We start from the raw sequence: 21,074 nt of genomic DNA, 5'->3' as shown, positions 1-21,074 counted from the left end.
ATGTATTAATTAGTCAAATTTATAAATAGTGTTAATTTTATAAGTTGGCTCGTTGACCCTGTTAGGGGCATATGATATGATTATTACGTAGATAATCTAATGGGGAACGGCGATGCCCTCCCTGCTATCAATGAAGGAGCGATATGAATGATTGAACGATATACACGAGAAGAAATCGGTCGTATTTGGGACGAACGTCATGAATTTGAATCGATGTTGGAAGTTGAAATTTTAGCGTGTGAAGCACAAGCGGAATTGGGCAATATTCCTAAGGAAGCAGCGAAAGCGATTCGTGAAAAAGCGGATTTTAAAGTCGAACGCATTCATGAAATTGAAAAGGAAACCAATCATGACATTATTTCGTTCGTTACAGCAGTGGGTGAATTTGTAGGGGATGAAGCTAAATATATTCACATGGGGTTAACCTCTACAGATGTGAAAGATACAGCCTTAGGCATTATGATGAAAAAATCTTGTGACATTTTATTGAAAGACTTGCATACATTCCATGATGTGCTTCGTCGTAGAGCGAAAGAATTTAAGTATACGCCAATGGTGGGACGTACGCACGGTATTCATGGAGAACCAACTACGTTCGGTTTGAAATTGTGCCTATGGATGGCAGAAATTGAACGCGACATAGAACGGTTGGAACGTGCAAAACAAACCGTAGCGGTAGGTAAATTATCGGGGGCTGTCGGAACTTATTCTGTAGTGGATCCCTTTGTAGAACAATATGTGTGCGATAAACTAGGCCTTACACCTGTGAAAGTAGCGACCCAAGTGGTACAACGCGATCGCCATGCAGAATTACTATCAACGATTGCGATTATCGGTAGCACCTTAGATAAAATCGCGTTGGAAATTCGTCATTTACAACGCACGGAAGTGCGGGAAGCAGAAGAATATTTCTCACCAAAACAGAAAGGATCCTCTGCGATGCCTCACAAGCGCAATCCGATTACATGCGAACGCATTTGTGGATTGGCTCGTGTCCTTCGTGGCAATGCACAAGCGGCGTTAGAAGATGTAGCATTATGGCATGAACGAGATATTTCACATAGTTCTGTAGAGCGCATTATTTTACCAGACAGTACGATTACATTGGATTATATGTTGTCATTGGCGACGAAAGTAATCGATAAATTATTAGTATATCCAGATACTATGATGGCGAATATGCAACGTACGGGGGGACTTATTTTCTCTCAACGTGTACTCACTTCCTTGGTAGAAAAAGGTGCCGTTCGCGATCAAGCGTATCGCTGGGTACAAAAATATGCTATGGAGCGGTGGTTAGAAGGCAAAGACTTTGCTAAGGGGTTAAAGTCCGATACTAACATAGGTAAGTATTTAACATCAGAAGAAATCGACGCTTGTTTCGATTACAAACCACTATTAAAACATGTGGATACGATTATGGCACGATTTGGTCTATAAGAATGTAGCATAAACGAAACGGATGAACACTACAAAGTAGATAGTGATGATGGAATGAAGAAATTTTTATCATCATATGGACTACATCTATTCGTAACAATATAGTATATAAGCGACTATCACAAAATAGTCTTACATAAGACAGAGGAAAGTTGATCAAAACGTATGAACTGCACTCCAAAAATTGAACACAATTTTTGGAGTGCAGTTCAGCATCAACTTTCCTCTGTTTTTCTAGTTTATGGTGTACTCTATAGGCACTTCTTTATGGGATACACCTATAGATATTTGTTTATAGTATATCCTATAGGTACTTGCTTGATACATATCATAGATAGTTGTTTATGGTATACCCTATGAATACTCGCTTATGATATATATCTATAGATACGTACTTATGATATATCTATAGGTAGCTTAGAAATATAGGCGACTCCGTCAAGGATCGCGTTGCTCGTTAACTACCGCATAGGTAGCTTAGAAAAAGTAACAGTAGGGTTTACTCTAACAGTCAATGTTAACTACTGCATGGATTCTTGTTTATGGCATATACTTAGAGAACTGGATTGGTGCCTTGATGTACACGTTCTTGTATATAGACACATATGTACTGTATGTTCAATGTACATGACTCCTTTTATAAGGATAAGAAATACTCGTGCATGGCCGTATGATCTGTTACTTCTGGATGAAAGGAAACGGCTAGTTGCTTTTTGTATTGAGCGGCGACAATCATATCATCCACAGTGGCGAGCACTTCCACATCGCTACCGACGGATTCAATGTAAGGCGCCCGAATAAAATGCATAGGCACCATTCCCACATGAGTGACGGAAGCAGTCGTTATAAAGCTGCTAGATTGTCTGCCATAGGCGTTTCGTTTCACGGTAATCGGCATAGTTTGTAAATGGGAGCGCCGATCATTGGTTGTACTTTCACTGAGTAAAATCATGCCAGCACAGGTACCAAATGTAGGGAGCCCTTGGTTAATTTGTTCCCGCAAAGGTTCTAACATATGCATATCTCGTAATAATTTGCCCTGTACCGTACTTTCACCGCCGGGTAAAATTAAGCCGTCATACGATTGGAGTACATCTTGTGACTGACGAAGTTCCACCGTAGTTACCCCGAGCGTGGCTAACAGGCGTTCGTGTTCGATAAAAGCACCTTGCAAAGCGAGAACCGCAATTTTTTTACTCATCTTACTGACCTCGCTCTGCCATGAGTAATTCGATTTCTGCTTCGTTGATACCGACCATGGCTTCTCCTAAATTACTGGATACGCGTGCGATTAATGCTGCATCTTGATAATTGGTGACCGCTTGCACGATGGCAGCAGCTCGTTGGGCAGGATTGCCAGATTTAAATATGCCAGACCCTACAAACACACCGTCTGCACCTAGTTGCATCATAAGTGCCGCATCAGCTGGTGTGGCAATGCCACCTGCGGCAAAGTTGACTACCGGCAATGTGCCAGTGGCGTGAACGGTGGCGACAAGTTCATATGGAACTTGTAATGATTTGGCCACGTCATACAATTCATCGGTGCGCAAGCTTTTAATGTGAGCGATTTGTTTCTTCACAAGGCGCATATGGCTTACGGCCTGTACTACGTTGCCCGTACCTGGTTCGCCTTTGGTGCGAATCATAGCGGCCCCTTCGTTAATACGTCGTAACGCTTCTCCTAGATCTTTAGCGCCACATACAAAGGGTACGTGAAAGTCGCGTTTGTTGATGTGGTGTATGGTATCTGCAGGAGATAGTACTTCACTTTCATCGATATAATCAATATCAATGGCCTCTAATACTTGGGCTTCCACAAAATGACCAATGCGACATTTTGCCATGACGGGAATGGATACGGCGGCTTGAATCCCTTGAATCATAGCGGGATCACTCATGCGTGATACGCCACCAGCAGCACGAATGTCCGCTGGAATTCTCTCTAACGCCATAACGGCACAGGCCCCGGCTTCTTCGGCAATCTTAGCTTGCTCTGGTGTGGTAACGTCCATAATTACGCCGCCTTTTAACATTTGTGCTAGTTCTTTGTTTAATGCATGTTGTTCTCTGTTCATAATTCCTCCTACGTGTTCATCAATAGTGATGTGTCTAGTATACACTTATGTGATATTATTAAAATAACCATTTTGATATTTTTTGATAGAACCAGATGTGAGGTTATATGATTACCTATGAATTGCGAGAAGACGTGACATCTCCCTTATACGCCCAGTTATATGAGTATATACGAATGGACATAGTCAATGGTCATTTGAAAGCACATGACAAGTTGCCGTCGAAACGCCATTTGGCAAACCATTTACAAATTAGCGTGATTACGGTTACTACGGCGTATGAACAATTAATGGCGGAAGGCTATATTTACACCAAGCCTAGGCGCGGTTACTATGTGATGGAACAAATCGTTAAAGGCGATACGCCAACCATCAAAGAGGTGGTGTATGAAAGGGATACATCGGCGGTTATCGCTCCACCGTCGTATCGATTGGATTTGACGGCCAACGACACACCACAACAGGCGTTTCCCTTTAGCGTGTGGTCAAAATTGATGCGTCATCGCATGAGTTATGGGCAACAAGAGTTGATGGCTACATCACCGCCAGCAGGGGTCTATGCGCTGCGACGGGCAGTGGCAGGGTATTTACGAGTTTTTAGAAATATGCCCGTTGAGGCTGATCAAATCATTATAGGAGCGGGCACAGAATATTTATATACGATTCTCATTCATTTGTTGCAGCAAGACTATGTATACTGCTTGGAAAATCCTGGTTATTCGAAACTTTCCCATATTTACAAACAACATCAACGGACGTGTACCTATGCACGGTTAGATGAGGAGGGCGTTGTTATGGATGACATTATCCACGCGGCCCCACAAGTCTTGCATTTGAGCCCATCGCATCATTTTCCTACAGGAAAGGTGACATCCATAGGGCGCCGCCAAGAATTACTACAGTGGGCCGCAGCTTCCTCGGATCGCTATATAATTGAAGATGATTACGATAGTGAATTTAGACTGACAGGAAGGCTGATTCCTACTTTGGCGAGCATTGATACGAGTCAATCGGTTATTTATATGAATACGTTCTCTAAAAGTTTGGCCTCTACCATTCGTATTAGTTATATGGTATTACCACCATCGCTCATGAACATCTATCATGAAACTATGACCTATTGTAGTTCGACGGTGTCGAACTTTGAGCAATATACGTTGGCAGACTTGATTGAACAAGGATATTTTGAGCGCCATATTAATCGCATGCGCACCTATTACCGTAAACAGCGACAACAAGTCATTCACACGATGAAAGCAAGCTCTCTATATCCGTACTTGAGTATTCAAGAAAATAGCTCAGGCTTACACTATGTGATAACCCTTGATACGACGATGAGTGATACGGAGTTTATTACATGTTGTCATGAGAAAGGCATCCATATTAAAGCACTTTCAGAGTACTATCAAAAGAATACACACCGCGATATATGTACGCATCAATTTATTATTAATTATTCGAATATAGATATAGGCGCCTTACAATGGGGACTAGAAGAAATGTATGCGATTATTGCGGGTAAGTGATGGAACGGATACTTTACTCATGGACAATACACGGGTAAATGTATTAAAATAGAGTGTAATCGATTGTTATCTAATGGAGGATATAATTATGGCAACAAGTATGGTAATTGGCACTCAATGGGGTGACGAAGGTAAAGGTAAAATTGTTGACTATTTAGCAGAGCAAGCTGATGTTGTTGTGCGTAGCCAAGGTGGTAATAATGCAGGTCACACGGTTGTAGTCGATGACAAAGCATTCGCATTGCGTTTATTACCAAGCGGTATTTTGTATGATAATAAAACAAATGTTATCGGTACAGGTGTTGTCATTGATCCGAAAGTTTTTTTAGAAGAGCTTAGCAATTTGGAAAAACAGGGGAAATCCGCAAAAGGATTGCAAATTTCAAATCGAGCTCATGTGATTATGCCCTATCATATTCGCTTAGACGAAGCAGAAGAAGCATCTAAGGGAACTATGAAAATTGGGACCACTAAAAATGGGATTGGCCCATGCTATGCAGATAAAGTCAATCGTGTAGGTATTCGTGTTTGCGATTTATATGATGAAGATTTATTTGTGACAAAATTAAAATATAATGTGACGATTAAAAATAAAATGTTCACGAATGTGTATGGCGTAGAACCAGTTGATTTTGATACGATTTTAAGAGATTATAAAAATTATGCAGCACAAATTAAAAAATTTGTGGCTGATACGAATAGTACCGTTATTAATGCCATTAAAGATGGGAAAAAAGTATTATTTGAAGGCGCTCAAGCGACGATGCTTGACCTAGATCATGGCACCTATCCATTTGTTACTAGCTCTCATCCTGTTGCAGGTGGTGCCTCTGTAGGATCTGGCGTAGGTCCTCACTATTTAAATAATATTGTGGGCGTTGTAAAAGCTTATGCAACTCGTGTGGGTGAAGGTCCATTCCCATCGGAACAACTCAACGAAGTGGGAGAAGCCCTTCGTGAAATTGGCCACGAATTTGGTACCGTTACAGGTCGTTCTCGTCGTACTGGCTGGCTAGACTTAGCCGTTGTATCCTATGCGGCAGGATTAAGTAGTTTAGACTACTTAGCCATCACACGTCTTGATATTTTAGACACCTTTAAAGAAATTAAAATTTGTGTAGGCTATACATTAGATGGCAAACCAGTAACTGGATTCCCAGCAGATTTAAAAGAATTAGAACGATGCGAACCTATTTATGAAACAATGGAAGGATGGCAAACTGATATTAGCGGTATTCGTGAATATGATGCATTGCCAGAAGCCGCTCGTCGTTATGTAGAACGCATTGCAGAAGTAACAGGCGTAGCTATTGGTATCGTATCTGTAGGTCCTAATCGTAATCAAACGATTGTAGTGCAAGATGTATTTAAATAAGCTAGTTATTACCTAGCATTTATAGCATAGCGTCATTCTAAGTTAACCATGCGTATAGTATGTGCCACACATACATGCGTGTGGTTAATTTAGTATATGCGTGATAAAGCATGATGATGTATATACACTGTATATGAAATAGTTATGTATACTATGCATAGAATGTGATATAGAATTATTTAAAAAAATAGATTTAATTAACTATTTTGTATATAATATAAAATAGATAAAGATACATTGTTGATAAGTATCAAATTTCTGTTTGCAACATAAGGAGAATTTTTATGGAAGTTTCGTATGAGCGTTTAGCTGCTGTTTTTAAAGCACTCAGTGATGAAACACGATTACACATTGTGGATATGCTGTCTTGCAATGAACTATGTGCTTGTGATATTTTAGCTAGCTTTAATTTATCTCAATCAACATTAAGTTACCACATGAAGATTTTAATTGATGCAGGCGTGGTCAATTCTAAACGCAGTGGATTGTGGACACGATATTCCATCAATGAATCTACCTTTGAAAGTATACTACACATTCTTCCTCAATTGTATAAAACTAAGGATGAATGCATTTGTGCACAGATTAAATATTGTCGTTTGGAAGACAAGCCGGAGTAATCTATGAGATGCTGGATTATGCATGTGGATATGGATGCATTTTATGCGTCTGTGGAGCAACTGGATCATCCAGAATATAGAGGCCGCCCTGTTATTGTGGGCGGTCTTTCTGCACGTGGCGTCGTGGCTACTGCTTCCTATGAGGCCCGTGTCTTTGGTGTTACGTCGGCGATGGGGGCGATGAAGGCTCATCAACTTTGTCCAGAAGGCATCTTTGTCCCACCACGGATGGAACGGTATCATCAAGTATCACAACAGATTCATGAAATTATGGCACAGTATACTCCGTACATTGAACCCTTATCGTTAGATGAAGCTTTTTTGGAAGTGTCTGGCATGGGCCATATGTTTAAGGGACCCTATGAATTAGGCAAGGATATTAAAGCGCGCGTGTTACGGGAAACGGGCCTAGTTATTTCCGCTGGCATTGCGCCGAATAAATTGTTAGCCAAAATAGCTTCTGATATTGATAAGCCAAACGGCCTTGTTATCGTTCCCTATGGTAAGGAAATCGATTTTTTAAAAGACTTACCCATATCACGTTTGTGGGGCGTAGGTAAACATACGGAAAAGCGCTTGCACGAAGGGGGCTTTTACAAATTAGGCGATATACAACGCTTGTCAGATGAACGACCACTGATCCCTTATTGTGGCACGATGGCAAAACGATTTTATGATATGAGTCGCGGCATAGATGATCGTCCCGTCGAGTATGAACGGCGTGTGCAATCGGTGGGCAATGAAGAAACCTATGAAATGGATTTGTCGGATCCAGAATTGATCGATTGCGAATGGCGTTATTTTTCTCATCGTGTAGCACGTAGGTTGCGCAAACAACATATGATGGGACAGACGGTGTCGATAAAAGTTCGGTATCACGATTTTGTAACACTTACACGACAAAAAACATTGCATACCGCTACGGATAGTGAGTATGTTTTATACGAAGTGGCACGGCGTTTATATGATAAAATAGATAGTCACAAGCCGATTCGTTTATTAGGCTTATCGGTATCGCAATTATGTGAGCCTGTCGTGCAAACCTCCTTGTTTGCCACAGAAGTCGCGCAAGAGGCGTTAACAGAAACGCTCGATGACTTGGCAGATCGCTTTGGAGAACAGGCCGTTATGCGCGGTGATTTATGGCAACGTAAGGCGCATACGGTGCGTCAAGTAGAAGCCGATCAAGTAGAAATTGAAAAAACGGTAGAGGTAGAACGTAACAAATAGGATATTATTATATATAACAGATGGTATATAGCGTAGAAGTTGGGCGTGCCTATACAACAGAGAGAGGACAATACATGGCAGAGTATGAATTAAAATATGGAAAAGGATCGGTAACGGTATCGTTACCAGAAGAGAGAGTGCTGCATGTAGTAACGGGAGCGCCGTATCCAGCGATTATGAATACAGAAAAGGCCTTAGTAGATGCCTTAGAGCATCCAGTAGGGACGCCACCGTTACATATGATTGTTCATCCTGGTGAAACGGTTTGCATCGTCGTATCGGATATTACGCGAGCTTGGATTCACTATGAACGATTTTTACCAACCTTGCTGGACTATTTAAATGATGCAGGCATTCCAGATACGGATATATTTTTATTAGTCGCCTATGGAGCCCATCGAAAACAATCAGAGGCAGAACATCGCATGTGTTACGGTGAAGATGTGTGTAGACGCGTACGCATTAAACACAGTTGTGCCGTTAGCGAGGACTGTCACTACCGCCATCAAGGGGTGACATCGCGCGGAGTACCGATTGAAATTAATGAATTAGCCTTAGATGCGGACCGTGTTATTTTAACGGGCGGTTTGGTATACCACATGATGGCTGGTTATGGGGCTGGTCGCAAAGCCGTATTACCAGGCATTTCGTCCTATGAAGCGATTCAAAAAAATCATGTACTATGCTTATCGGATACAGTAGGCGGTGGGTGTAATCCAGATAATTACAGTAGCAATATTAGCACCAATCGCATGCATGCCGATCAATTGGAACATGCACAGGCACTGAATGCAGACTTTTTGATCAACGTCATTAATAATGCAGACAACCAATTAGCTCGTTTTGTGACGGGGCATTGGCAACAGGCTTGGGAAGATGGAATTCATACGGTGGATGAAATCTTTAAAGTGCCGATTACGGCTAAAGCCGATTGCGTTATCGCCTCTGCTGGAGGGTATCCTAAAGATATTAATTTATATCAAGGTATTAAAACACAGGATAATGCGACAAAAGCAGTTCGCCCTGGCGGCGTTATTATTTTACTAATGGAATTAGAAGATAGTCAGGAACCACCAGAATTTATCAATTGGTTTCGCTATGATAATCCGAAGGAACATGAAATGGCATTGCGTAAAGGATTTACGGTGCCAGGATTTATTTCTTTGCACGTAGTAGAAGACTTACAAACCTATACACATATTTTTGTAACCTTAGAGAAAAATAGGTCCATTATTGAGCAAACAGGGGCAAAGATGGCCACCACCGTAGAAGAAGCATTGGCTATGGCACAAGACATATTGGGTGATGCATTTACGATTAACATATTGCCTACAGGCAGTACGACTATGCCTGTTGTCATGTCGGATGTTCCTAGCAAGAAGAGTGGGGGCAGTTCTTGCCTGTGCGAGGAGTAGACAGAGAAACTTTTACATAGAAGATATAAAATAGTATGTATAGCGTATATACTATGATATAATGAAGTGATATCATTTTATGAGCGCATATAAGTATATGCATATGTTGGCGTAGTAAGCGTATACATGACGAAGCGGTCAACGTTAGAGGCTCGATAGAATGTGCATGATTTTAATAGGTATAGGATATAGAAAATGAGGGTTGGAAAATGGCAGATACTGTATTCCATGTGGCGATTCATTATGGTATAACTAGCAATGGGTATATTGCATATAATATAGACACAAAAGAACTTACCGTGGTTCTTCCGGAACAAGAATGGGCCGATAAAGTTAAGGCGTATTTAACAACGGAGCAGACGATAAAAAATGCAGTAGGTCTTAATACGTATGAAACGGTTACAGTATTACCAGTTAGCTCCTTAGATAATTTGAAACTAGCCTTAACCCGTATGTGGACGGCGATTGAAGTACAAGTGGATTGGTCTCGGCCTTGGAATTTGTAATTTTCTATTGCGTAGGAATCAGTATTTTGTATAATAGTGATATATCATATGCGTCTATAGCTCAGTAGGATAGAGCGGTGGTTTCCTAAACCATGTGTCGCTGGTTCGATTCCGGCTAGGCGCACCATAATTAATGAGTAACCACAACGTATTTTGCGTTGTGGTTTTTTATATACTTATTAGACGATACAATGATTGATTAGAGGGCTGTAAAAGCTAGAGTAGAACGACTGTAAACTAGATATAACAATATATAGTCATATATGCATATAATAAATTGTACAAAATTTATTTACATTTTACAGAAATGTGCTACAATATGACCTATATTGTTGATAAAGGAGGTTGTTCTATGTGTAAATCAACTAAAAAATCTATGATGACCATCATAGTGGCTATGATTAGCCTACTTATCTGCTCTTTTCTATATGTGGGATGTGGCTCTACAAAGCAAGCGGCACCAGCAGATAAAAAAATTAAAGTCGTTGCGACTACGACTATGTTAGCGGATTTAGCTCGTCAAGTAGGGGGCGACAAAGTAGAAGTACAAGGTTTAATGAAACCAGGTGTGGATCCTCATGTATATTCGGCTACTACTGCTGATGTACAGGCCTTAGAACAGGCGGATGTAATCGTGTACAATGGGGTAGAATTAGAAGGTAAGTTAGAAGAAACGTTAGAAAATTTAGCGAAGAAGAACAAAGTTGTCATCAATGCGAGCTCCTTAATTCCAGAAAACACATTGCTAGATTTTGAAGAAGACGGAGAAGTGGGTAAAGACCCTCATATTTGGTTCTCTGTAAATAATTGGAAAATGGCGACCCAAGCAGTTGTTAAGGGGTTAAGTGAAAAAGATAGTGCTAATAAGGCGTACTATGAAGCACAAGGTAAAGCGTATACCGATAAATTAACTGCCTTAGATGCAAAAGTGAAAGAACAAATTGCATCGATTCCAGAAACATCGCGTGTATTAGTTACTGCTCATGATGCACTAGGCTATTTCTCTAGAGATTATGGCATTGCAGTCAAAGGTATTCAAGGCGTGACTACAGAAGATGCAGCGAATGCAGCAGATGTAGATGCATTGGCTAACTTTATTGCAGACCATAAAATAAAAGCTATTTTTGTAGAGTCGTCCGTACCTACAAAATCGATTGAAGCTTTACAAGAAGCAGTGGCGGCTAAAGGCTGGCAAGTCACTGTGGGCGGTGAATTATTTACCGATTCTCTTGGCGATGAAGGTACAGAACAAGGTACTTACATTGGCATGATGCAATATGATGTGGATACCATCGTACAAGCGTTAAAATAATAGTATAGTAACATAAGTTATATCATAGCTGCTAGTCAATCAGAATCCCTGGTTGATTGAGCAGCTATGTGTGTATAAGAGGAACATAAGGGGTTTTTATGAAAACAGAATGTGCTATTGCATTGGAACAAGTCTGTGTATCGTATAATCGGCAACAGGTATTATATATTGATTCGTTACAAATTCCTAGAGGTGTGGTAACGGCTATTATCGGACCTAATGGAGCAGGAAAGAGTACGTTATTAAAATCTATTATGGGGATGAAACGGATTGATCGAGGTACGATTACGGTGTATGACAAAGACCATCATCCAGTAGAACCTAATTGCTACAGTATGGCCTATGTACCGCAACATAGTAGCGTTAATTGGGATTTTCCTGCCACTATATTTGATATCGTTTTGATGGGGTGCTATCAGCATATTGGTATTGGTAAACGACCAACACAAGAAGATTATGAAGCGGTGTATGGTGCATTAGAAACGGTGGGACTTCAAGATTTGGCTAAGCATCAGATTAATGAATTGTCGGGTGGACAACAACAGCGCGCTTTTATAGCGAGGGCATTGGTACAAAATGCAGATATGTATTTGCTCGATGAACCACTAAAAGGCATTGATTTGCAAGCGGAGCATGTCATTATGGATGTGTTGCAAGCGATGCGTGAGGAGGGAAAAACGATAGTAGTAGTGCATCATGCATTACATACGGTGCCCATGTATTTTGAATATGTAGTTTGTATCAATCATCAGTTGATGGCCGCTGGTCCTGTGGATAGGACTTTCAAAAAAGAAATTGTGGAGCGCACATTTAGTGTTGAAGGAGATAGGCATGGAGAATTTTTTGATACCTTGTGTCGGTAGTAGTATTGTCGCTCATGTTATGCGCTATTATACAATCTATGTGATCATGATCGGCACATCCTTATTGGGCCTTTTATGTGGCATCATCGGTTGTGTTGTAGTGGCGAAGCGAGAAAGTTTGTTAGGCGACGGTATTGCCCATATGGCGTATCCTGGGATGGTTGCCAGCTTTTACCTAGCGTCCATTAAATCTGTGTTGGTGCAATTGATCGGTGCGCTTGTGACAGCTACCTTGGGCATTTTGTTAATACAGTATATTAAGGAGAGAACACATGTATCCTATGATAGTATACTGGCGACCGTATTATCTGGGTCCTTTAGTATCGGATTAGTATTAATGTCGTTGGTGCAACAGCAAGCGGGGGCCAAACAATCAGGCTTAACGCGCATATTGTTTGGTCAACCAGCGGCCTTGATGAAAGCGGACCTAGTAGTGATTAGTGTGTTCATTGTGGTCATACTTATAGCGCTTAAGGTGTATTGGCATCACATCGTTTCTGTTATTTTTGATGCGGTCTACGCTCAATCAATTGGACTATCAGTGAGGACAATTCAAAATGCAATAGCCCTTATTAGTACGATTGGCGTATTGTTAGCGATACAAAGTGTCGGCGTTATTTTAATGTGTGCTTGTTTAGTAGGTCCCGCTATCAGTGCTAGACAATGGGCGCATACGTTCAAACAAATGATGGTCATCAGTGCTATGATAGGTATTTTTTCTTCTATGATAGGAACGGGGATTAGTAGCATCTATTCATCAATTCCTACAGGACCTGCTATCGTGGTGACGATTAGTTGTGTTGTATTGGTGAGCGTACTCATCGCCCCTAAACGGGGAATTTTGTGGAGGGCTATTAGATGATGGAATATGTAGATATTATTTGTATTGCCCTCTTTACGGGATGGGCCTGTGCTATTATTGGGAACTTTCTAGTGGTAAGAGGATTAGCCTTAGTGTCTGATGCCATTAGTCATAGTGCCTTATTAGGCATTGTTATAGGCGTATTGATTTGGCACGATCTCAATTCACCCTATGTAGTCGTGGCGGCTACACTTATGGGTGTAGCTACCGTATATATGATTGAATGGCTTATACAGACCAGGCTAATGGCTAGTGATGCAGCGACGGCAGTCATCTTTCCTTGTCTATTTAGTATCGCCATCATTCTAATTACCAACTATGCGTCGCATATGGGGATTGATACGAATAAAGTGCTATTTGGAGATTTGGCTTTTGCTCCTTTCAATCGATTTTATTGGGGCGATATCGATTTAGGGGCGAAGGCACTCTACATGAGTGCCATTAGTTGCTTGGTGGTGAGCGTGGTGGTTTACGTATTTTATAAAGAACTGTGCCTAGCTAGCTTTGATGCTGAATTTTCGCAATCCATTCATATTTCTCCTGCCATTGTCCACTATGGTATTATGACCATTACATCATTTACGGCAGTTACCTCCTTTCAAGTCATTGGAGCTATGTTGCTCATTGCCTTCTTAATCATACCAGCTGTGACGGCTAGCTTTGTGACGCGTACTATGAAAGCTCGCATCGCCGTTAGCTTGCTTTGTATCGTCATAGCCATTGCCATTGCCATGCCTGTGGCGATTATCTATCACCTATCTCTAGCGGGCACAATGGGGGCTAGCTTGTTTTTCTGCTTTTTGGTAGTGGCCTTTTATCGATTGGTGGTACGTAAAGACTAGAGGGGCGGATACGACTGATGTAAATCGGGGTTACACATAGGAAATGTGAAAAATAGTCATCTATATTGTAGGGACATCATTAAATAGATGTTATATAGGTACTTTACAGATAGGTACGGGAATTTTTCTATACTATTGGATAGATGAAATGTAGTAGATGTGAATAGAATGAAATAGTAACTTTTTTTAGAAACGTAGTGTTCTTATGAATAATTGGCTTGTGAGAGCATCGGAATAAGTTTTATTATTGGCGTGAAAGAATGGAGAAAACAAAATATAGTACCCATGGATGAATCCTATTTGTAGGGTAGTACGTATCTATTCAATCGGTATAGAGTAGGATAAGAGAAACATTTTATAGAATAGGAAAGTATCTATGAGGGGATATGATTTTACCTTGTTGTAGGAAGGAATTTAATGGTGCAGTATAGAATATATAAAAGAAACTATATGAAATTATAAAATTAGAGATACTGTGATGAGGCAATAAGGGTTAGACGATATGAATCCATCAGATTTAAAAACAATATTACATTCGAAGAGAGCAAATATTTATTATTTAGAAAAATGTAGAGTTATGCAAAAAGATGGGCGCGTGGTGTATTTAACGGAAAGTCATAAGGAAAATTTATACTGGAATATACCAATTGCTAATACGACTACCATATTATTAGGAACGGGAACATCGATTACACAGGCGGCTATGAGATTATTGTGCCAAGCGGGTGTTATCGTAGGATTCTGTGGCGGTGGAGGCACTCCATTATTAGCAGGCACTGATATAGAATGGTTGCTACCACAAAATGAATATCGGCCTACAGAGTATGTACAAGGGTGGCTATCGTTTTGGTTTAATGATGAGAAGCGATTGACTGTGGCAAAGTTATTTCAGGAACAGCGATGTAATTTTTTTGAAAAAATTTGGAGTGCAGATAGGACTATCACAGATTATTTTGATGTAGACAGTTTAGATATTAGTAAAGCACTACGGATATTTAGAAGAGATATTGCCTCTGTTACGTCTATACCTGACTTACTAACGGCAGAAGCTAGATTTACGAAAAATGTATATAAATATGCGGCTAACACTATGGGATTAGATGGATTTTCTAGGGATCAAGACGGCAATGATGTAACTAATAGCTATTTAAATCATGGCAATTATTTAGCGTATGGCTTAGCGGCTTGTACGCTCTGGACATTGGGGATACCGCATGGTTTTGCTGTTATGCATGGAAAAACAAGACGTGGAGCCTTGGTGTTTGATGTGGCCGATTTAATTAAAGATGCCGTAGTATTGCCATATGCATTTATATTTGCCGGAGAAGGTCGCAGAGAACAGGACTTTCGAGATAATTGCTTACAGAAATTTACAGAACATCATGTGTTAGATTTTATGTTTTCTACCGTGAAGGAATGTAGCTTATCGTATGGAAAATCAGGTGATACATTATGATGGTCATATTTTCCAGCGTAAGCGAAAAGAAGGCGCTATATACAGTTAGAAACATATTGGATCATTTTGCTGACCGCATTGGTGATAATACGTGGAAGACCGTTATTACTGAAGCGGGATTAGAATGTGTACAACGTTTATTACGTAGGAGCGCTACGAAAAATACGGCGGTAGCCTGTCATTGGATACGCTCGAGAAATCATAGCGAGTTATTGTGGATTGTAGGTAATCGCCAACGCTTTAATACATCAGGTATTGTATCTATAGCGAGTACTGGTAAGAATATTGCCCATGCCGAATGGGAAAATGACTGGCAATTTTTACCGATTGTTAAATGCTTATCGGCATTAGCTGGCCTACTCCATGATTGGGGAAAGGCGTCTGATTTATTTCAAACCAAGTTGCGAGAATTAAGTGTACAAGGTGACCCCTATCGTCATGAATGGGTATCTTGCAAATTAATTGAAGCACTTGTCGCAAGTACTGGTGATACAAAACATGATATGCCGTGGCTAGAACAACTGGTATCAGGTACGATTACAGAAGATGCGATATTAGATTATTTACAAAAGAACAGGACTCATAGAGGAACACTGTCTAAATTACCGCCTGTAGCGACCATGCTAAGTTGGTTGATTCTTTCACACCATCGATTGCCAGCAATACAAAATATACAAGAAGTTGAATATGACATACGTGAATCCTTTGAAACGATGATTTCCATCATTAATGCGAATTGGGGATATACGCATGATGAACATATGATAGATAAAGGCGAGGCATGTTTTACTTTTTCTCAAGGCATATTATTAGAGGATGGACCGTGGTTACGACAAGTTAGAAAGTGGGCGGCTCGCACTATTAATGAAATTAGTCAACATACGTGGATGTCACAATTAGGGACCCCTTCGATACGATTGCTACTATATTATACAAGGCTATGTTTAATGCTAGGCGATCACTACGTATCATCTTTAGACAAGGATGGACATTCAAAACATAGATGGCAATACAGTACATTGTGGGCTAATACGTGTGGAAAGCGAGGCACATGTAAGCAATATTTAGAAGAACATTTATTGAGAGTTTCTAAACAAGCTTTACAAATTGCACATCAATTGCCACGATTTACTGAGGGGATGAGCCGTGTTTATGACAATAAAGCACTGAAAGAACAACGAGATACGCCTAATAAATTTAGATGGCAAGATAAAGTGATTGATAAGATTAAAGAGTATAAAAATCAGGCTTCTGATAGGACATGCTTTTTCGGCGTTAATATGGCGAGTACTGGTCGAGGAAAAACATTTGCAAATGCTAAAATTATGCAGGCCATTTCAAATGATGATTCATTGCGATTTATTTTAGCCTTAGGGCTGCGTACGTTGACCTTACAGACGGGGGATGAATACCGAGAGCGCATTCATTTAAATGTGAATGACTTAGCAGTTCTTATTGGCTCGAGTGCGGTACAAGAGTTACATGAATTACAACATACTGTGAAAGCGGGGACTAGATTGGATAGCCATCAGGCGTTATTAGCTAATGATGATGTAGCTAGTTTACAAGGGCAACCACAAGAATTGATGGATGAAGACATATTGTATGAATATGATATGTCAGATGAGCAGAGCCAATTTTTAGACTTATTTTTTAAAAGTAAGGCAATCAATAGTAACCGTAAAAACCAAGCATTCCTATTAAAACCAGTATTGGTAACCACCATAGATCATATTATGGGCGCTACGGAAACGAAAAAAGGGGGACGGTATATATTACCGTTTTTGCGCTTACTGTCATCAGATTTAGTGCTAGATGAAATCGATGATTTTAATCAAGATGATTTAGTGGCCATTTCACGATTAGTACATACGGCCGGTATGCTGGGAAGAAATGTATTATTATCATCGGCGACCATACCACCCGACTTGGCAGAAGGTATGTTTAGGACCTACTATGCAGGGCTGGCAGTGCATAATCGCTTTTTTAGCAATAAGAAGGACTGTGCTAAGCTTTTATGCGATGAGTTTTCTACGTCTATTGACACGGTGAAAGACGATGAAAGGACAAGTTATCATCGACAACATACTAAATTTATCGATCACCGTGTTAATAAATTACAGCAAGAAATACCCCTTCGAAAAGGTTCTATTCTAGAGATACCCGCTTTAGAAACAACAGATGATACAAAAACGATTAGAGAGAGATACTACCAAACAATTGCTAAACAAATACCGATACTGCATGAGGCACACCACTGTATCGACAAGAAAACGGGAAAACGTATTTCGTTTGGTGTGATTAGAGTGGCTAATATTAGTACTTGTGTTGACTTGAGTCTAGCTTTATATGATTATGAATACACGCAGGTAGCGGTTAAAATTATGACCTACCATAGTCGCCAATTATTATTGTTGCGACATATGCAAGAAAAACATTTAGATGCCGTATTAAAACGAAAAGGTGCGTTAAACGACCCTGTTGATATAACGGATTCGACGCTTCGAAACCATTTAGATCATAGTGGTTGCAATGATGTGATATTTGTGTTAGTGGCGACCCCTGTAGAAGAGGTGGGGCGAGATCATGATTTTGACTGGACCATCATAGAACCGTCTACGTTCAGGTCGATTATTCAGTTAGCGGGACGTGTGTTACGACATCGCCATGTAGAAATGGAGATTACAAAACCTAATATATATACTGGACTATAACGTAAAAGGATATGTTGAATATTGTAGACATCATGGTGAACGTCTTACTAGAAATAAGACAATTGTATTTAATTATCCTGGCTATGAAAGTAGAGAACATTCTCTTAATGCACATGATATGAAAACATTGCTAGAGGGGACTACTGTTGCTACGCGGATAGATGCGATACCAAGAATTGTAAAGCCTAGCGTATTACACCCACAGGAGCGTTTCATCGACTTAGAACATTGTGTGATGGAAGAGTTTAATGGTAAGAGTATAGAAACAACGGCGCGCCATAAAAATTCCGTAGATAAGTGGATGGAAGAGTATTGGTGGCTTACGGCGATACCTCAACGCATCCATACGTTTAGAAAGAATACGAAGGTTGAAGAACTTGAGCTGTTTGCCGTGTATAGCCATGACGGCGTGTCATTTTCCATCTTTGATGGTGAAGGTTATAAAAAATGTGAAGAAAGTCAGCATATTCATCGATGGACGATGCCTGAGGCCTATACTGATAAAATTTGGTTACCTAGGGACTATGAAAGTAGTTTACTATGGCTACTAAGAAGTAAGAAATTAGAGTATACTGAAGATAATTTACAAGAACTTTCAAAAGTGTATGGCAGAATCACGATCCAACATGGAGAGGATCAATCTTGGCAGTATTCTGATGAATTAGGGTTATTTAAATCTACTACGTGAGGAGGTATAACTGTGAGTATCTTATTAGATCATATTCGTGAAGGTACAGGTAAGAAGGGGGAAAGTGATAAGGAATGGTTGGAGGAGAGGGTGGCTAATATTGATGAATGCATATTAGCCACTCATGTAGGAAAATTTACTCATCCAGGTATTCCTAAAATTAATTTTCTAGTTCCGTCTGATGTGGTGGGGGTTGACGGGTATGTTACGACACGGCGTAGCAAGAGGACAATAGATCTAGCACCTAATAGTGCTACTTATAGTGGTAGTTCTAAGCTTTTGTACATCGTATTAGAAAATGGTAAAACAGTATTAGAAAATATTTTAGATAAAGAAGAAAGCGTAGTGCGAGATATCAATTCTGTAGGTGTATCATTTGATGATGTGTTAACCAAGGTGCAAGCGCTGAAGCTGCGTAGTGAAAATGCTAAGAAGTTGGATAGCACGGATGAACGATTTCGACAAGTTTATTTTCCTGTTTCGACGGGAGAATACCATTTGTTAACAGTCCTACCTCCATCGGGACAAATGTTTGCGATCAAACAGGTATTAAAAGAATGGGAAGCTATAAAAAAAGAAGCAACTGATAATAAGGCAGATAGGTATGGCGAGACTTATCGAGACATACTTAATACAACAATTGTTAAATTTGGGGGAGCTAACCCTCAGAATATAAGTGCAGTTAATAGTCGTGAATATGGTGAAGCCTATTTATTACCGGCCGTTCCGCCCCCAAATTTATCAGAACGGTCTGATATTCAATTGCTCAAAGGTGACTTTTTTAAAGACGTACTGCCCTATTATCATGAAGAGAAGTCCTTTGAAAAGTTGGGTAAGTTAGTAGGTACAAGGTATAATAATGCCTCCATACGTAGAGGTATTACTTATCATATAGAAGTCATTATTGATAGCCTCTTTACGTATGTCTATGCCATACGAAATGAAGAAGGTGGCTGGAGCGATCAGGAAATATATAACAAGTTGCCAATACATCAAAAAAGATGGCTTGATGCGAACCATATGGATGAATTGACGAATGAAGATATTGAGTTACTTGTAGACGATATCGCCTCATGGTTTAAACGAAGGTACCAAACAATGAAACTTGAGGGTAGTGACGCATGGGCTGACGTGGAATCTAATTATATTAAAAAGATTGCGAGAAACATATTTCGATAGGAGGTGACATAACACATGAGTTGGTATCTTATTATTCCCCATATACACATTGAAAATGCCAATGCTATGAATAGTTTATATACGATTGGATTTCCTAGTATGACAAGTTGGCTAGGTGGCGTGCATGCCTTGCAGCGACGTATTAATGAACGACAAGGACTTTCACAAATAGAGTTTGTGCAAACGGCAGTTATTTGTCATCATCATCGATTACATACGTATAAGAATCATTCGTTATATTCTACAATTATAAGCACATCGAATCCTTTGAGAAAAGATGGAGGTAGACCGTCATTTATTGAAGAAGGACGCATTCATTTAGATGTATCATTAGTTGTTGAAGTGTCAGGGGTTACGAACGATAGTAAAGAAGAACTTGAAGAGGCCGTTGCGTATATGATGCCGACGATTACATTAGCCGGTGGTAATATTATTCGATTTGGTCTCGAATTACACAGGCACGGCGGTGGAGAAAGAAGGCGGATACAGTCTTTATTATTATATGGGAAAGAGGATGTGTGGCAGCAGATTAAACGATTACTTATGCCGGGGTATGTAATATTGGATCGTCATGATGTATTAATGGATGCATGTAAGGATAACATGGCTACCGATATGCCTGATGACGCATCTTCATTGGATACGTTATTGGCGTGTTTAGCGGTTACAGTTGAAGCGGAGAAAGATGACAAGGGGCATGTACAACGGTGGAATAAAAAAAAGGCCTTACCGGGCTGGCTTATTCCTATCATGGTAGGTTTTAAAGGAGTAACGTCATTAGAACATGTAAAAAATCAACGAGATCCTACCACATTACATCGATTTGTTGAACCCGCTATCACCTTAGCTGAATTCAAGATGTTACATCATATTTATGATATGGACGCTATTTTTTGGCACTATGCGTATGATGATAGTAATAGTTTTTATGTATGTCGAAATACTAGTAGAGTAGAAGGAGAATAATT

18 protein-coding genes and 1 tRNA gene are annotated in these 21,074 nt (G+C 40.1%); 17 read left to right on the top strand and 2 right to left on the bottom strand.

The genetic code is table 11. The features are described from left to right. The first annotated feature begins 147 nt into the window (after nucleotides 1–147). Complete coding sequence (gene purB, locus K357_RS0103935; RefSeq protein WP_028257547.1) at nucleotides 148–1,440, top strand: adenylosuccinate lyase; 1,293 nt, start codon at nucleotides 148–150, stop codon at nucleotides 1,438–1,440. Nucleotides 1,441–2,077: 637 nt separating this feature from the next. Here the strand turns inward: purB and pdxT are convergent. Then, on the bottom strand, nucleotides 2,078–2,641 hold the full coding sequence (pdxT, locus tag K357_RS0103930; protein WP_028257546.1) for a pyridoxal 5'-phosphate synthase glutaminase subunit PdxT: 564 nt from the start codon (nucleotides 2,639–2,641) through the stop codon (nucleotides 2,078–2,080). Nucleotide 2,642: 1 nt separating this feature from the next. Further along, nucleotides 2,643–3,518: a pyridoxal 5'-phosphate synthase lyase subunit PdxS gene (pdxS, locus tag K357_RS0103925; RefSeq protein WP_028257545.1), complete on the bottom strand. Its 876-nt coding sequence runs from the start codon at nucleotides 3,516–3,518 to the stop codon at nucleotides 2,643–2,645. Nucleotides 3,519–3,625: 107 nt separating this feature from the next. Here pdxS and pdxR point away from each other — a divergent pair, with 107 nt between their 5' ends. The 16 genes from pdxR to csy2 all read left to right on the top strand — a co-directional run bounded on the left by pdxR (nucleotide 3,626) and on the right by csy2 (nucleotide 21,072). Then, nucleotides 3,626–5,044 (top strand): MocR-like pyridoxine biosynthesis transcription factor PdxR, encoded by a 1,419-nt coding sequence (gene pdxR / locus K357_RS0103920; protein WP_028257544.1) that lies wholly within the window; start codon nucleotides 3,626–3,628, stop codon nucleotides 5,042–5,044. 88 nt (nucleotides 5,045–5,132) lie between these two features. Next, nucleotides 5,133–6,419 carry an adenylosuccinate synthase gene (locus K357_RS0103915; RefSeq protein ID WP_028257543.1) on the top strand — a complete coding sequence of 429 codons (1,287 nt, stop codon included), beginning with the start codon at nucleotides 5,133–5,135 and terminating at the stop codon, nucleotides 6,417–6,419. Between the two features lie 284 nt (nucleotides 6,420–6,703). After that, complete coding sequence (locus K357_RS0103910; RefSeq protein ID WP_028257542.1) at nucleotides 6,704–7,039, top strand: ArsR/SmtB family transcription factor; 336 nt, start codon at nucleotides 6,704–6,706, stop codon at nucleotides 7,037–7,039. 3 nt (nucleotides 7,040–7,042) lie between these two features. Further along, nucleotides 7,043–8,269, top strand: coding sequence for a DNA polymerase IV (locus K357_RS0103905; protein WP_028257541.1), 1,227 nt, complete (start codon nucleotides 7,043–7,045; stop codon nucleotides 8,267–8,269). A 74-nt stretch (nucleotides 8,270–8,343) separates the two neighbouring features. Next, nucleotides 8,344–9,684: an NPN-dependent 2-hydroxyacid racemase, LarAH10 family gene (gene larAH10 / locus K357_RS08785; RefSeq protein WP_051212094.1), complete on the top strand. Its 1,341-nt coding sequence runs from the start codon at nucleotides 8,344–8,346 to the stop codon at nucleotides 9,682–9,684. Nucleotides 9,685–9,893: 209 nt separating this feature from the next. Then, a complete protein-coding gene (locus K357_RS0103895) occupies nucleotides 9,894–10,190 on the top strand; it encodes a hypothetical protein (RefSeq protein ID WP_038113543.1) in 297 nt (98 codons plus the stop codon). Between the two features lie 50 nt (nucleotides 10,191–10,240). Continuing rightward, nucleotides 10,241–10,317: transfer RNA gene (locus tag K357_RS0103890), tRNA-Arg, on the top strand. Nucleotides 10,318–10,542: 225 nt separating this feature from the next. Further along, nucleotides 10,543–11,502 (top strand): metal ABC transporter solute-binding protein, Zn/Mn family, encoded by a 960-nt coding sequence (locus K357_RS0103885; protein WP_244869372.1) that lies wholly within the window; start codon nucleotides 10,543–10,545, stop codon nucleotides 11,500–11,502. Between the two features lie 98 nt (nucleotides 11,503–11,600). Beyond that, complete coding sequence (locus K357_RS08780; protein ID WP_051212086.1) at nucleotides 11,601–12,365, top strand: metal ABC transporter ATP-binding protein; 765 nt, start codon at nucleotides 11,601–11,603, stop codon at nucleotides 12,363–12,365. Further along, complete coding sequence (locus K357_RS08775; protein WP_051212080.1) at nucleotides 12,334–13,227, top strand: metal ABC transporter permease; 894 nt, start codon at nucleotides 12,334–12,336, stop codon at nucleotides 13,225–13,227. The genes K357_RS08780 and K357_RS08775 overlap by 32 nt, the downstream gene beginning before the upstream one ends. Then, nucleotides 13,224–14,069, top strand: a complete 846-nt coding sequence (locus K357_RS08770) for a metal ABC transporter permease (protein ID WP_051212078.1) — start codon at nucleotides 13,224–13,226, stop codon at nucleotides 14,067–14,069. Before K357_RS08775 ends, K357_RS08770 begins: the two co-directional genes overlap by 4 nt. Nucleotides 14,070–14,571: 502 nt before the next feature. Continuing rightward, on the top strand, nucleotides 14,572–15,525 hold the full coding sequence (cas1f, locus tag K357_RS0103865; protein ID WP_028257538.1) for a type I-F CRISPR-associated endonuclease Cas1f: 954 nt from the start codon (nucleotides 14,572–14,574) through the stop codon (nucleotides 15,523–15,525). Further along, nucleotides 15,522–18,239, top strand: a complete 2,718-nt coding sequence (gene cas3f, locus K357_RS08765; RefSeq protein ID WP_051212075.1) for a type I-F CRISPR-associated helicase Cas3f — start codon at nucleotides 15,522–15,524, stop codon at nucleotides 18,237–18,239. Before cas1f ends, cas3f begins: the two co-directional genes overlap by 4 nt. Nucleotides 18,240–18,357: 118 nt before the next feature. After that, entirely contained in the window at nucleotides 18,358–18,927 is a 570-nt protein-coding gene (locus tag K357_RS09615) for a hypothetical protein (protein WP_051212070.1), read from the top strand. A 12-nt stretch (nucleotides 18,928–18,939) separates the two neighbouring features. After that, a complete protein-coding gene (locus K357_RS0103855; RefSeq protein ID WP_028257537.1) occupies nucleotides 18,940–20,106 on the top strand; it encodes a type I-F CRISPR-associated protein Csy1 in 1,167 nt (388 codons plus the stop codon). Nucleotides 20,107–20,121: 15 nt separating this feature from the next. Then, entirely contained in the window at nucleotides 20,122–21,072 is a 951-nt protein-coding gene (csy2, locus tag K357_RS0103850) for a type I-F CRISPR-associated protein Csy2 (RefSeq protein WP_028257536.1), read from the top strand. Nucleotides 21,073–21,074: the final 2 nt, after the last annotated feature.

The organism is Veillonella montpellierensis DSM 17217 (assembly GCF_000426745.1).
Taxonomy (GTDB): Bacteria; Bacillota; Negativicutes; order Veillonellales; family Veillonellaceae; genus Veillonella; species Veillonella montpellierensis.
Note: the sequence above shows the minus strand (reverse complement) of the source record. Positions and strands in the feature narration are given on the sequence as shown.